At 54.6% G+C, this 14,666-nt stretch carries 11 protein-coding genes and 1 pseudogene; 6 read left to right on the top strand and 6 right to left on the bottom strand.

Annotation, left to right across the window (positions count from 1 at the left end):
• Positions 1–149: 149 nt before the first annotated feature.
• From LN341_RS14355 to LN341_RS14340, 4 genes are all read left to right on the top strand, one after another.
• On the top strand, positions 150–794 hold the full coding sequence (locus tag LN341_RS14355) for a DsbA family protein (RefSeq protein ID WP_046222173.1): 645 nt from the start codon (positions 150–152) through the stop codon (positions 792–794).
• Between the two features lie 42 nt (positions 795–836).
• Complete coding sequence (gene wrbA, locus LN341_RS14350) at positions 837–1,439, top strand: NAD(P)H:quinone oxidoreductase (protein WP_234203652.1); 603 nt, start codon at positions 837–839, stop codon at positions 1,437–1,439.
• Positions 1,440–1,533: 94 nt separating this feature from the next.
• Positions 1,534–2,445 (top strand): LysR family transcriptional regulator, encoded by a 912-nt coding sequence (locus LN341_RS14345; RefSeq protein WP_234203651.1) that lies wholly within the window; start codon positions 1,534–1,536, stop codon positions 2,443–2,445.
• A gap of 93 nt (positions 2,446–2,538) precedes the next feature.
• Positions 2,539–3,987 carry an ATP-binding cassette domain-containing protein gene (locus tag LN341_RS14340; RefSeq protein ID WP_234203650.1) on the top strand — a complete coding sequence of 483 codons (1,449 nt, stop codon included), beginning with the start codon at positions 2,539–2,541 and terminating at the stop codon, positions 3,985–3,987.
• 656 nt (positions 3,988–4,643) lie between these two features.
• Here LN341_RS14340 and rimK read toward each other — a convergent pair.
• The 4 genes from rimK to epmB form a co-directional block, all read right to left on the bottom strand.
• Positions 4,644–5,543 carry a 30S ribosomal protein S6--L-glutamate ligase gene (rimK, locus tag LN341_RS14335; protein ID WP_046222176.1) on the bottom strand — a complete coding sequence of 300 codons (900 nt, stop codon included), beginning with the start codon at positions 5,541–5,543 and terminating at the stop codon, positions 4,644–4,646.
• 238 nt (positions 5,544–5,781) lie between these two features.
• Positions 5,782–7,014 carry an alanine racemase gene (gene alr, locus LN341_RS14330; protein WP_046222177.1) on the bottom strand — a complete coding sequence of 411 codons (1,233 nt, stop codon included), beginning with the start codon at positions 7,012–7,014 and terminating at the stop codon, positions 5,782–5,784.
• Between the two features lie 25 nt (positions 7,015–7,039).
• Positions 7,040–8,668: a methyl-accepting chemotaxis protein gene (locus LN341_RS14325; protein ID WP_234203649.1), complete on the bottom strand. Its 1,629-nt coding sequence runs from the start codon at positions 8,666–8,668 to the stop codon at positions 7,040–7,042.
• 293 nt (positions 8,669–8,961) lie between these two features.
• Positions 8,962–9,984 (bottom strand): EF-P beta-lysylation protein EpmB, encoded by a 1,023-nt coding sequence (gene epmB, locus LN341_RS14320; RefSeq protein ID WP_234203648.1) that lies wholly within the window; start codon positions 9,982–9,984, stop codon positions 8,962–8,964.
• A 33-nt stretch (positions 9,985–10,017) separates the two neighbouring features.
• Here epmB and efp point away from each other — a divergent pair, with 33 nt between their 5' ends.
• Together efp and epmA are read left to right on the top strand one after the other, a co-directional pair.
• On the top strand, positions 10,018–10,584 hold the full coding sequence (efp, locus tag LN341_RS14315; RefSeq protein ID WP_027254071.1) for an elongation factor P: 567 nt from the start codon (positions 10,018–10,020) through the stop codon (positions 10,582–10,584).
• A gap of 102 nt (positions 10,585–10,686) precedes the next feature.
• The gene (gene epmA, locus LN341_RS14310) at positions 10,687–11,658 is read left to right on the top strand and encodes an elongation factor P--(R)-beta-lysine ligase (protein WP_046222192.1); all 972 of its coding nucleotides are present in this window, start codon (positions 10,687–10,689) and stop codon (positions 11,656–11,658) included.
• Positions 11,659–11,680: 22 nt separating this feature from the next.
• On the opposite strand, the gene LN341_RS14305 is transcribed toward epmA, so the two are convergent.
• The gene (locus LN341_RS14305; protein ID WP_046222180.1) at positions 11,681–12,568 is read right to left on the bottom strand and encodes a DMT family transporter; all 888 of its coding nucleotides are present in this window, start codon (positions 12,566–12,568) and stop codon (positions 11,681–11,683) included.
• Between the two features lie 150 nt (positions 12,569–12,718).
• Positions 12,719–14,619, bottom strand: a pseudogene (locus LN341_RS14300) (methyl-accepting chemotaxis protein).
• Positions 14,620–14,666 lie beyond the last annotated feature (47 nt).

Here is a 14,666-nt window from a genome sequence, read left to right as displayed (position 1 = left end):
TTGCAAAAAATCGATAATACCCTCCAATTCTTTGCAATTTTTATCCTGCGGCTTTCCCCCTAAGATGATTCCTGAGCTGAACGAACAGCATGTACTGCCTGGCCAGGCTTTGAATTTGATGCACTGAACCTGAATTGAGGAAATGATTGATGTCGGATACAAAGCCCAAAATCACCCTGGAATTTTTTCATGATGCCGTCTGTGGCTGGTGTTATGTCCTGAGCCCAAGGCTGCGCAAGCTGGCTGAGCGGGCAGATATCGAAGTGAAACAGCGCTGTTTTGTGTTGCAGCGTAATGATGATGAGATGATCACGCGCTTTGGTTCACTGGCAGCGGCGAAACAGGAAATTCTCAATCACTGGGTGGCTTGTCAGCAACATGCGGATGATCCGGATCGGTTTGATATTGAAGGGATGCGCGCCAAGCCTTTTTCTTATCCGAGCGGTTATCTGGCGGCGTTGGGGGCGAAAGCAGCCGAGCTGATGGGGAACTCGGATACCCATTGGGATTATTTTGATGAAATTCAGCATCTTCACCTCAAAGTGAATGACAACATCGGCGATCGTGACGTGATTCTTGCGGCTGCGAACAACATCGGGCTGGATACCGTGCGTTTTGAAACACTGCTGGACAGTGATGCAGTGCGAGATGCTGTGGAAGCGGATCTGAAGCGTGCCCGGGCATTTCATCTGCGCAGTATTCCCAGCCTCATCATCAATGGTGAGCAGGTGGTTTCGCAAACCCTGACGGAGCAGGCGCTTTTAGAACTGGTCACTCAGGTTGAGCCGGTTTAACCGACACACATCAAATTCATCGGAATGAGGCGAGGAAATACAATGAATACAAAAGTTTTAGTGCTTTATTACTCCAGCTACGGACACGTTGAAACCATGGCGCATGCGGTCGCCGAAGGGGCAAGAGGTGTCGGCCATGTGGACGTAGATATCAAGCGGGTACCAGAACTGGTGCCAGAAGAAATTGCACGAAAGTCTGGGATCCAGATCGATCAGCTGGCACCGATTGCCAAGCCACAGGATCTGGCTGATTACGATGCGATCATTTTTGGCACCCCAACACGCTTTGGCAATATGGCATCGCAGATGCGGAACTTTCTCGATCAGACCGGCGGTTTATGGTTTGAGCAGAAACTGGTGGGAAAGATCGGCAGTGTGTTCACCTCGACTGGCACAGGGGGTGGCAATGAGACCACGCTGCAATCCTTTCATACCACCTTGTTTCACCATGGCATGGTGGTCGTCGGATTACCTTACACCGCACCGGGTCTGGCTGATGTCTCGGAAGTCAAAGGGGGCTCGCCTCTGGGGGCGGCCTGTATTGCCGGCGGAGATGGTTCCCGTCAGCCATCAGAGAAAGAGCTGGCCCTGGCACAATTTCAGGGCATGCATGTCGCGACACTGGCGAAAAAGCTCAGCCGTTAAATTGCGGGTTCAGGCCGTTGCTGGTACTGAAGGTTGTTGCCTGAACCTGCCGCATTCAGTCATAGTGCGTTCTTTCTGTGAAAAGGGATGAATCATGACCACTGCGCGTGTCACGCTGGAAATGTGGCGGGCTTTTATCGCCATCGCCGAACAGGGCAGTGCTGCGAAAGCCGCGCTGTTGCTGCACAAGAGTCAGTCGGCGGTTTGCCACAGTATCAAGAAGATGGAGTCACTGCTTGGCCAGCCGTTGTTTGTGGTCGAAGGGCGGCAATCGGTGCTGACGGAGCTTGGGCAGGCGTTACTGCCTCGTGCCCAGAGCCTGCATCATAATGCGGTTCAGATTGAGTCCGTAGCGTCGAAATATCAGGGGCAGTTGATGACTGAAGTGAGTCTTGCTGTGGATGTTCTGCTGCCGCATACACTGACTCAGTCAGTCTTTGAACGCTTTTACGCGTTGTACCCGAATGTTTCTCTGCGGGTTTATGAAACGGCGCTTTCCGGGGCGGGTCAGTTGCTGGCGTCCGGTGTCGTTTCACTGGCCATTGCCAGCCAGTTACCGAAAGAAACCGTGGCTGAACCTTTGCTCGATCTGGAATTACGTTGCGTCTGTGCCCCCGATTTCGCTTTTGCTCAAGCACAGCAGATGACTCAGTCGGAACTGAAAGCACATCGGCAGGTGGTGATCCGGGATTCTGGTCAGCAAAATACGGACAGTGGTTGGTTGGGTTCGCATCAGCGGCTGACGGTGAGCAGTCTTGATGCGGCGATTGCAGCGGTTCGGCGCGGTTTGGGATTTGGCTGGCTGCCACAACATGCGGTGGCTGAACCCTGCCAACGGGGGGAGTTGGTGCTGGTTGATTTGTCCCATGGACAAAACCGGCGGGTGAGCCTGAAATTAGGAATGAACCCGGAACTGGCTCATATCGGTGAAATCAGCACTTTGTTTGAGCTGTTCCACAGCCTGAGTATGGCTTCGAATGCTGTGGCATCGCTGGAAGCGGAGTGAATCGCTTTTTTATTGTCTTAATAGTCAAGAACGCATAGAAATCAGACAATAAGTTATGCACTATGGAGGGATGAGAGACTAAGGAAAGTTGATATGCATCTTCAGGATTTAAAACACCACACCGAGTCGGCATCACTGTCTATCGAGAGCTGGCACATTGAACCGGGCCAGCACTGGGGGATATTTTCCACCCACAGTCATGCCGCCTCGCTGCTGGTCAGAATTTTCAGTGGCGAACTGGCTCCGGAACAAGGTCAGATTCATGGTCTGCCGCCAGCAATTGCCTGTATCTCATTGCATGAACAGCAACGGCTGCTTGATCTGGAGCTGGACAAAGACGAGACCGATTTTACCGACAGCATAGACTACGGCACGACGGTCGAAGCGCTGGTGCTGGAAGCCGGGTGCAGTCCAGCGGAGCTGGATGCATTGCTGGCAAAGACGGATCTCACCAGGCTCAGGCAGCGGGGATTTCGCCAGTTATCGACCGGTGAGACCCGCAGGGTGATGCTGGCTCGCGCGCTGGCGACTCAGCCTGCGTTGCTGATTTTAGATGAGCCCTATGCCGGACTGGATATTGAGCATCGTCAGGCTTTATCGCTGTTGTTGAATGAGCTGTCGCAACGTATGCAGCTACTGATAGTGACATCCCGGGAAGATGAGCTGCCGCCTTTTATCAGCCATGTCGCTTTGTTTGACGAGAAGCAACTGTCGCAGGTGCTCAGCCGTGAAGCGTGGCTGTCGCACCCTGTCATGGCACAGATGAAAGCCTTGTCCGAGCAAAAAAGTGACGCCATGCTGGCCTTATTACAAGCTCACCAGGCGGAGCATGATTACCCCAATCCCCTGGTCTCAATGCGAAATGTCAAAGTGGAATACGTGGGAGCCAGGATCTTTTCCGGGGTCAACTGGCAGATAGAGCAAGGCCAGCACTGGCAGGTCCGTGGCCCGAACGGGTGCGGGAAAAGTACTTTGCTGGGGCTGGTGCTGGGCGATCATCCGCAGTGTTACAGCAACGATGTAACCGTGCTGGGTATGAAGCGCGGCAGTGGCGAGACTATCTGGGACGTCAAAAAGCATATCGGCGTGGTTTCTTCGGCCTTGCACCTGCAATACCGCGTCGGCTGCCCGGCGCTGGACGTGCTGATGTCGGGGTTTTACGACTCCATCGGCTTATATCAGCAGCCGAGCAAGCGCGAAGTCAAGCTGGCCCGTGAATGGCTTGCGCTGCTTGAAATGGCGGAGTTTGAAAAAGTCAGTTTTCGGGAGCTGGATTATGGCCAGCAAAGATTGCTGCTGATTGGCCGAGCCCTGATCAAACAACCTGCGTTGCTGATATTGGACGAACCGTATCAGGGGCTGGATTATCTCAATCGCAAGCTGGTGTATCAGGCTTTAAACCGCATTGCGTCAGCGAAGATCAGCCAGTTGCTTTACGTGACGCACCATGAAGAGGACGCGTTAGACGCGATTGAGCATTTTGTGGATTTTGTCGCCGATCCCGACGGGGGCTACGGCGTGAAAATCTACGCCACCGCATAACCGTGAGAGGCCGAGCCCTAACATGCTGGGTTCGGCAGGAAAATTACTCAAAAAGCTGTACATGTTTTATTGTTGAATAAAATCAGCATCTTATGCTTGAATTATTTACTTTTTTATCCAGATGACTGTGATTGAGCAGCAAAACGCTGACTGTGAGGCAAAAAGCCGTACCAGGAGGGTGTTGTGCACATTTTGTTAGCGATGAGCCGTCGTTAACAGTGACTGGGTTCACCGGGAAAAAAGCCAGAAAAGCTGTACAGTGAATTAAATTATTTAAAATCAAACATTTAGTTTCTTTTTGTGTGACATCAATTAGCAGGCTCTAATGTAGCGCATAAAAAAGCTGTTTGATGAGCGAAAAGCTGTTCATCCTGGTAATTTTGTCTGCTGCGAGTGGATGACACGCTTCTGGGAGGTTGGCTGTGACAGTCCGGCGAAGCCCCGCCGCGGATGAAAAAAGCAGCACCAGCGTCATCAGGAAAATAGCTGGAAAAGCTGTACATGAAATAAATCTGTTTACTATCAGTGCGTTGCTTGTGTTTTCAGGCCGGTATTGCAGAGGGGGCTAAAAGCGGGAAGGTTAAAGGTGGCTTTATTGAAAAATCCTGTACGCAATGCCTCTGGGTGTCAGAGGCAGCGTGTCGTGATAATCTGTCTTATTGCTGCTGGTGACGGCGCTTTTTACCCGCGTGCTTTTCGATGTACTCAATGATCATGCCGGCAATGTCTTTGCCTGTGGCATGCTCAATCCCTTCCAGGCCTGGCGATGAGTTCACTTCCATGATCAGCGGCCCGCGGTTGGAGCGCAGCAAATCAACACCTGCCACATTCAGCCCCATGGCCTTTGCTGCCGCGACGGCGGTGCGGCGCTCTTCCGGGGTAATGCGCACTAACGAGGCACTGCCGCCGCGATGCAGGTTAGAGCGGAATTCCCCCTCGGCGGCCTGACGCTTCATCGAGGCGATCACTTTATCCCCCAGTACGAAGCAGCGGATATCGGCACCGCCGGCTTCAGCGATGTATTCCTGAATCATGATGTTGGCTTTCAGGCCCATGAAAGCTTCAATCACGCTTTCAGCGGCTTTCTGGGTTTCAGCCAGGACCACACCGATGCCTTGGGTGCCTTCCAGCAGCTTGATCACCACAGGTGTCCCGCCGACCATTTTGATCAGATCTTTGACATCGTCCGGCTTACTGGCAAACCCGGTGATCGGCATGCCGACGCCTTTGCGGCTCAGCAGTTGCAGCGAGCGCAGTTTGTCTCGGGAGCGCGAAATAGCAATCGACTGATTGATGGAAAAGACATTCATCATTTCAAACTGACGCAGTACGGAACAACCATAAAACGTAATGTCCGCCCCGATACGCGGAATAATGGCATCAATGCCGACCAGATCGTGCCCTTCAAAGTGAATGGACGGCTGCACCGAATTGATATTCATGTAGCAGCGCAGGGCGTTAATGACCATGGCTTCATGGCCCCGTTGTTCACAGGCTTCGCGCAGGCGTCGGGTGGAATACAGGTTTGCGTTCTGGGACAAAATGCCAATTTTCATCGTGTTCTCGTCAAAAAGCTGGAGGGATCCGAGCGGATGGGCTGGCAACCTTAGAATTTCTGCTCGGTAAAACGGACGCAGAATATGCCCTGAAAGTGACCAAGAATCGAGAGGTTGGACCATGATCTCTTTTAATGGTGACGAGAAGAAAATTTACTCAATATCGGGAAGGCAGACGATCTGCGGGCTGGCAAGGTCCCCTGAGACCAAGGGGGAGCGGTCTCAGGGGAGCGCTGAATTATTTCAGCACTTTCGGGTTTGATGTGCCCCACAGGGTATAGAGTTCAGACAGAATGCGATCTGAGCGCTCTTCCGTTTCGCCGATGGTGATTTCGTCGCGGCCCTGACGGCCGAACAGCACCACTTCCTCGCCAGGTTTCACGCCTTTGATATCTGTGATATCGACCATAGTGGTGTTCATCGAGGTTGAACCCAGCACTTTGGCGCGCTGGCCCTTGATCAGCACTTCACCGACACGGCTCAGCGAGCGAGGGAAAGCATCAGAGTAACCAATGGGCAGGTTGGCCAGCACAGAATCGCGCGTCAGGGTTTCTGTCTTGCTGTAGCCGATGGTTGAGCCTGCCGGCAGGCGGTGAACGGATGCGACCTGAGTTTTGAACGACACAATGCGCTTGTATTCCGGGAATGCTGGTGTGGTGTCGCCGTACAGGGCGCCGCCGGTACGCACCATGTCGAGCTGGGCTTCCGGCACCATCAGGGTGGTGAAAGAGTTGGCCACGTGCAGCAGCACCTCATCCCGTTCCAGATCCGTGTGCTTGATGATCCACTGACTGTCCTGCTTGAACTGCTCCAGTCCGGCGCGGATTTCAGCCAGATCTTCGGTCGGGAAGTGGGTCATGATACCGACCACCTGCAGGTGTTTGGTATTCACTATCTTTCTGGCTTCTTTTTTGCCGTTCTGACTGCGCATTTCCAGGCCGTTACGTCCCATGCTGGCCGAGTTTAGCGCCAGATGCACCGGGATCACTGTGCCGTGCTGGCGCGCAATGCGGGCGATGATTTTGGCCTGCTGTTTGGTGCCGATTAACTCTTCAAGCTGAAGGTCAACGGCGCTTTCAATCTCAGAAGGCGTTGCAGCACGCAGACGCATCAGGCGACCGTTGAAGCCCAGCTCACGGACCAGACGGGCTTCCGCGTTGCTGGTAATACCCACACAAGGAATGCCGCTTTGCATCACTGAAGGCAGCAGGTTGGCAATGCCGTTGCCGTAGGCATCGGCTTTCATCACGGCACAGATGGCAGTGTTGCTGCCCACATGGTTTTGCAGGTGCGCAATGTTTGACTCAAAGGCGGCCTTGTCGACTTCCACCCAGGCATTGGCTGTCTGAACCTCTTCCAGGGTGCTCGCCTGCGCAATGCCCGGCAGCATTGGTGCAGCCGTGGCCTGCATAGAAGCGGAAGTGGTTCCCATCATGGCAAGGGCAATCAGTGAGTATGTAAATTTCTTCATTGTAAGTCTCTGTTATTATTAAAAATTACAGGGTAAATTGATTGACGACCTGATGCAGCGCATTGGCGCGGCGTTTGAGTTCGTCAACCCCCTGTTGAGCTTCCAGGGTGGACAGGCGGTTTTCTTCCGCGCTGTCACTCAGAGAAGCGACGTTGCGAGACAGATGATCTGAGGCGTGAGCCTGCTCCTTGACCGAACCGGCGATTTCTTCCATGCCGGAACTGACCGCTGAGATTTCCTGGTTAAAGGAACTGAGGGATGCGTTGGCCTGATCGGCGTGCTGCACACTGCTGTCGACCCGATCGACGGCGTGTTGCATGGTTTGGGTGGTGTCGCTGGTGTCAGTCTGAATCGAACGGATCATAGAACTGATTTCCACCGTGGCCTTGGCGGTACGTTCAGACAACTGGCGGACTTCATCGGCGACCACAGCAAAGCCGCGGCCCTGCGCACCGGCGCGAGCAGCTTCAATCGCAGCATTGAGCGCGAGCAGGTTGGTTTGATCGGCGATGTCTTTAATGACTTCGACAATGGAGTTGATTTCACTGGCACGGTTGTCAAGCTGCTGCAGTTTGTCGGCCACGGTATTGGTTTCCAGCTGGACAGACTGCATGCCGCGTACGGCGTTATCGATGGCCTCGACTGTGTTTTGGGTCAGCAGTTCGAACTGGCCCATTTGCTGGTTAGCATTATCGACAATTTCAGTGATGCTCTGTGCGCTGGCCGCCAGCTCTTCAATCGCAGTGGCACTGCTGCCGACATGCTCTGACTGGGTCATGGAGCGGTCGGTCACGGCGCGGATCAGGGTGTCGAGCTGGGCGCTGGTGGCTGCCACACTGTCGGAGGATTGCTGCACTTCCAGCATCCGCTGGCGCAGGGCGGCCATAAAGATATTGAAGGAGTCGGACATTTCGCCGATTTCGTCCTGGCTGCGGACAGTCACGCGCTGGTTCAGATCCCAGTTGCCGTTTGCCAGTGAGCGCAGCACTTGATTGAGGCCATTGACCGGGGTGACGATCAGATTGGCAATCATGCGGGCGGCGATGACGGTCAGCACCAGGAATACAGCCGCGATAAAGAAGGTTTTCTTCAGTGCTTCGGTTTTGACTTCTTCAATGTCTGTCAGCTTGACATCAATGCCGATGACATGGAGATCGCCGTTATCGCCGCGAAAAGGCACGAAAATTGAGCGGTACATGCCGTATTCACCTTGATAACTCTGATACTGGGTTTGCTCGGTACGGAAGGCTTCGTACAGCATCTCCGGCACTTTCAGATATTGCTCAAGATACCAGTTTTTATAGCGGCCGCTTTTCCACTCATTTTCATCCCGGTTGATATAGGTGTAGTACACCTGACCACCGCGACGCACGGTGGCATAGGCCCATTCCAGTTTGGCGCCTTGGGTGAAGTGGGTCAGGTGGGCTGAAATGTCGTCGTACAGAGCATCATCCCGGCCGGCCTCATCATTGGGCAGATCGCCGATGAGCTGTTCCACGGCCTGAGCGGCGGTATTCAGCTCGGTATCAATGCTGCTCATCGCTGCATTGACCAGGGTGTGATACGAAATCGCAGACAGCGCCGCGATGATAATAAGCGCGATGGCTGTGAACAGCATCGACAGCTTGGTTTTCAGATTCCAATTGGCAGTCATGACTTTTTCCGAATGCGAGTGAGTGATATGAATCACAAAAAGATGCAATACGAGAGTATTCGGCGGCCAGTCTAATGACATTATTAACACTTTCAAATGCTAATAAGTGATTAATTTTATTTGTTTTTATTTTGTATGGTTAATATTTTTCAGTTGTATGTGCTATTGATCGTGATGTGAATAAAAGGTTGTACTTTTTCGGCGGGGCGTCCCTGTTGACACAGGGACTTGAGGGAGCATCAGGGCGAAACCTGACCGGTCAGGGGCAAAGCGCAGCGATCGATCGCCGGGCGTTATTCTAAATGCAGATCCAACGGGGTTTTGCTGGCACGTCCGCCAATCTCTCGGGTCAGTTTCGGCACTAAATAACCGGACACATTTGCGATCAGGCCGGCCATCAACTCGCGGGCTTCGTCATCGCTCACCATGAAATGGGCCGCCCCCTGTACTTTATCCAGCACATGCAGGTAATAAGGCAGGATCCCGGCATCAAACAGAGCCTCGCTCAGATTGACCAGCGCGTTAACCGAGTCGTTCACCCCCCGCAGTAACACGCCCTGATTGAGCAAAGTGACGCCGGCGTCGCGCAGCGGTGCCAGTGCGGCGCTCAGTTCGTGGTTGATTTCATTGCCGTGGTTGATATGAGTGACCAGCACGACCTGGAGCCGGGTTTGCTGCAGCAGCAGGCGCAACTCGGGCGTGATCCGGGCCGGGATCACCACAGGCAGACGGGTATGGATCCGCAGTCGTTTGATATGCCCGATGGCGGCAATACCGTCCACTAACCAGCGCAGTTCACTGTCTTTGGCCATCAGCGGATCGCCGCCGGACAGGATCACTTCATTCAGTTCCGGGTGCGCGGCGATGTAATCGAGCGCCTGCTGCCACTGGCGCTTGTTGCCCGGATTGTCCTGATAGGGAAAATGGCGGCGGAAACAGTAGCGGCAGTTAATGGCACAGCCGCCTTTGACGATCAGCAGCACCCGGTTGCGGTATTTGTGCAACAGGCCGGGCAGGGTGTTATTTTGCTCTGCCAGCGGATCGTGCGAAAAGCCTTCATGCACCTCAAATTCTTCGGCCAGCGGTAAGACCTGACGCAATAAAGGATCATGCGGGTTGCCTATTTCCATTCTGTCAACGAAGCTTCTTGGGACACGCTGCGCAAACAGCTTTCTGGCTGCCAGCCCGTTTTGCCAGGGGGCAGGGTCAATCTCCAGCCGGTGAAGCAGTTCAAGCGGATCCGAGATCGCATCGGCTAATTGTTCGAGCCAGTTTTGCTCAACAGTCGCGACGTTTCGGGTTATGATGTGCGGCATGAAAAATAACTCGAAGATGTTAAGAGGAAAAAAATGGCGTCTTTCAGCACTAATGAATTCCGCGGCGGAATGAAAATTATGCTCGATAATGAACCCTGTGTCATTATCGAAAACGAATTTGTAAAGCCAGGCAAAGGCCAGGCGTTTAACCGGGTTAAAATCCGCAAACTGCTGTCTGGTAAGGTTCTGGAAAAAACCTTCAAATCCGGCGATTCTGTAGAAGCTGCAGACGTTGTCGATATTGAACTGGATTACCTGTACAACGACGGTGAATTCTACCACTTCATGAACAATGAAACCTTTGAGCAAATCGCGGCTGATGTGAAGGCAGTGGGCGACAATGCGAAATGGCTGGTCGAAAACAACACTTGTACGCTGACTCTGTGGAACGGCAACCCGATTGCTGTGACGCCACCGAACTTTGTTGAGCTGGAAGTGGTTGAGACGGATCCGGGCCTGAAAGGCGATACTCAGGGCACAGGCGGTAAACCTGCGACTCTGTCTACCGGTGCTGTGGTTCGTGTGCCACTGTTCATTCAAATCGGTGAAGTGCTCAAGGTTGATACCCGTTCTGCGGAATACGTCAGCCGCGTGAAGTAATTCCTTCGTGTGAGCAGACAAGGGCCGCATGATGCGGCCTTTGTTGTTTTCATGCCCCGTTTTGGCTTCACCCCTTTCGACTCAGATGAAAAAGACTCTTCTATGACAATGCATTGGCAACCCACGGCGGATCTGGCAAACCTGCGCCAGCGGGCCGCAATTCTGGCGTCTGTGCGTGAATTTTTCGCACATCGCGGTGTAATGGAGGTAGATACCCCGGCGATGAGCCAGGCCACGGTCACCGACATTCACCTGCATACCTTCCAGACGGAATTTGTCGGCCCCGGCTTTGCCCACGGGCAGACGCTCTATCTGATGACCAGCCCTGAATTTCACATGAAGCGTCTGTTGTCGGCGGGCAGTGGCCCGATCTATCAGATTGGTAAGGCTTTTCGCAACGAAGAGTCCGGCCGTTACCACAACCCGGAATTTACCATGCTGGAGTGGTACCGTCCCGGGTTTGACCACCATGCGCTGATGGATGAAATGGATGCCCTGCTGCAACTGGTACTGCGGTGTACTGCTGCCGAACGGATGAGTTATCAGCAGGCCTTTTTACAGGTGCTGAAGGTCTGTCCGCTGACCGCCTCGATGGCCGAGTTGAAGCAAGCAGCGCTGCCGCTGAACCTCGGCGAGGTGGCGGCGAATGAAACCGACAGAGACACCCTGCTGCAACTGATGTTCAGCATGGGGGTAGAGCCGGCAATTGGCCAGCAGGTGCCGGCCTTTGTGTATGATTTTCCGGCCTCACAAGCGGCACTGGCGCGGATCAGCCCGTCTGATCACCGGGTTGCTGAACGCTTTGAGGTGTATTTTCAAGGCATTGAGCTGGCCAACGGTTTTCACGAACTGGCCGACGGCGATGAACAGCTCGCTCGCTTTGAAGCCGACAATGCCAAGCGGGGGGCGATGGGGCTGCCGGCACAGCCGATCGATTTGCATCTGGTTGCCGCGCTCAAGGCTGGCTTTCCCGATTGTGCCGGCGTAGCGCTGGGGATTGATCGTCTGGTGATGCTGGCCCTGGGGCAAACCCACATCGCGGCAGTGACCGCCTTTCCGGTCACAATCGCCTGACCGACGATCGGGCAGCCCGGCCTCAGAGACTGAGTATGAAGCTGGTACCGACGACGGCCAGCAATGCGCCCAGCCAGGCGGCGCCTGGCGGTCGGTGCCGGGTGTAGATCCACAGCAGCGGCAAAATCATGATCGGGGTGGTGGAAGATAACAGCGCCACCATCCCGACATCACCGTGCTGCAGGGCAAACAGAATCAGCGTCATCCCGACGGCCATGGCCAGAAAGCCGTTCAGGGCCACCATCCCAAAGATCGACAAGTTGATCGGCTGCAGCGGTTTGGCAATTTTGGCGCCACTGAGGCGCAGTACACTGTGAGCGCCGAATGCCGTGGCCATGCGCATCGCCGAAGCGGCGACCGGGTCCAGTGTGGTTTGCATCGCGGGTTTCGCGATAATTGCGCCCAGCGACTGACACAGTGCCGCCGTCAGGCCCAGTACCACAGCAATCGCTAAACTGCCGGTGATGGCTTCGATTTGATGCTTCTGGCTTTTCTGGCCGAAGAGAATGGCCGTCACCACACCGGCAAACACCAGCAGCGCCCCGACCAGTTTCCAGCCCAGTAAGGTTTCATCAAACAGCCAGATGCCAAGCAGCGCCGAGAAGACCGCATGGCAGGAGAACAACAGGCCGCCCCGGCGCGGGCCAATCCGGTTGAAGCAGGCAAACAGCGCAGTATCACCGATAAAAATACCAATCAGTCCGGACAGTGCCATCACCAACGCCAGATCCAGGGTCATACTGGCCCAGCCACCATTGATGAGTGCCATAGCGGACAGCATCACAGTGACGCAAGCCATGCGCCAGCGGCTGTAGGCAAAGGCGCCGAGATGGCGTGAAGGTGTGACGGAGATTAAACTGCTGACAGCCCACAACAGAGCGGCGGCCAGCGCCAGCCATTCGTAACCCATGGATATCCTTATTCGAAAGCACTGCGAGGCAGTTTGTGATGCTGAATGGTGGCCTATCATGCAGTAAAGCGGCAGAAAATGGTACGGATTGATCAGCAGAAAAACGGACACGGCCAGCCTGTTCGGGCTGACCGTGCGGGAATGGCGGGGTTAAATCTTAAAGCGTGAGGCGTCGTCGCGCATCGCTTTGGCGGCCTGATTCATACCCTGGGCGCTTTGGCTGACGTCCTGCGTCTGGATGGCCAGATGATCAGAGACATCGCGGATCGCCTGGGTGTTGCGGCTGATATCTTCACTCACCGCACGCTGCTCTTCTGCCGCGCTGGCAATTTGGGTGGCCATCTCAGAAATCTCGGCGATGGACTGGGTGATCTGGCTCAGGCTGTCGCTGGCGGCCTGGGCGTAATCCACACTTTGCCCGGCCAGCTCTGTGCTGGCGCCCATGCTGTTGACGGCCTGGCGGGTATTGCCCTGCAGCGTGTCAATCATGGCCCGGATTTCCTCGGTTGAGTCGTGGGTACGCTGGCTCAAGACCCGAACTTCATCGGCCACCACGGCAAACCCGCGGCCTTGCTCGCCGGCCCGGGCGGCTTCAATCGCGGCATTGAGCGCCAGCAGGTTGGTCTGTTCGGCAATCCCCTGAATGGTGGCCAGAATATGGTTGATGTTCTGCGCATTGGCTTCCAGTGTCTGGATGACAGTGGCGGCATCCTGGATCTGATTGGCCAGCGACATGATGGCTTCGCGGTTCTGGCTGATCACCGTCTGGCCCTGATCGCACGCATGGGTCGAGGACTGGGCTGCCGAGGCGGTCAGTTCAGCATGGCTCGCCACTTCGGCAGCGGTGGCCGACATCTGGTGGATGGCGGTGGCAATCTGGTTGATTTCGTTCTGCTGACCGTGCACCCGCTCTGAAGCCTGACTGGCCTGCTGAAATGATTGTTCGGCCTGCTCACCCAGGGTGTGTGAGCGGGAGACGATGCCTTTGATCATCTGCTGTAACTGGCTGAGGAATAGGTTCATGTTCTCTGCCAGTTCGCCAACTTCATCCATGCGCTGGATGGCAATGCGCTGGGTCAGATCGCCATTGCCTTGGGTCAGCGCGTGCACTGAGCGATTGAGTTCACTGAGCGATTGAGTTCACTGAGCGGACGCAGCAGGCTGTTAATGATCCAGCCGGCCAGCAGTGCGATGACCACATACATGAGCACCGAGGCGATCAGGGTAAAGGACAGGGTTTTCCCGATGGCGGCATAGGCCAGATCTTTATCCTCAATGATCCCCACCGACCAGTCGGTACCGGCAATCGGCGAGACAAAGAGCAGCTTGTCTTTGCCTTCCTGATCAAAATGAAACTCTGCCACCTGCTGGCTGTCGGTCACATTGCGGATAAAGCTGGCGGAGAGATCATGATCTAACTGGGTTAATGGCTGACGGCTCAGCGAAGTATCCTGATAAGCAACCAGGGTATTGTTGCCGTCAATCAGAAAAGCGCTGCCCGCGTTGTCCAGCGTCAGGCTGAGGATTTTGTCGATAATGTGGGTGACGGTCAGGTCGGCAGCCAGGACACCGCGGCGTTCACCGTTGAATGAACGGGCAAAGCTCACCACCAGGCTGCCATCAAAATCCTGATAGGGTTCAGTCAGAATCAGCTGACTGGACTTGCTCGCGTCCTGATACCAGGGGCGGGTGCGGGGATCGTAGTCCGCGGGCCAGTCTTCCGTTTTATCGCCGTAGGCAATGCTGCCATCGCTGAAACCAGCATAAACAGACAGAAAATTGCCGGCGCGTTTGGTCAGCAGTAATTCTCTGTCGATATTATTATCGGCTGCAATCAGCGGCAGGTTGGCTAAGACCATATCGCGACGGGCACCCAGCCAGTCAGCAATGTAATCGCTGGTGGCTGCGCCGGCGGCACGCATCTGCGCATTGACTTCATGGGTGGTTTCGGTGCGAAGCTGAGTGACCGAAATGCCAGCCTGAATCGCACTGACGGTAGCGATGATGGCTGCAATGGCCACCTGGATTTTCATTTTTATCGTGAATTTCATACTGCAATCCCGAGTTCATTCCCTGACTTTCTTTTACTGTGAAAAGA

Origin of the sequence: Photobacterium sp. TLY01, from assembly GCF_021432065.1 — a bacterium.
GTDB classification, from domain to species: Bacteria; Pseudomonadota; Gammaproteobacteria; order Enterobacterales; family Vibrionaceae; genus Photobacterium; species Photobacterium halotolerans_A.
The sequence above is the reverse complement of the archived record's forward strand: the minus strand, read 5'-3'. Positions and strand labels throughout refer to the sequence as shown.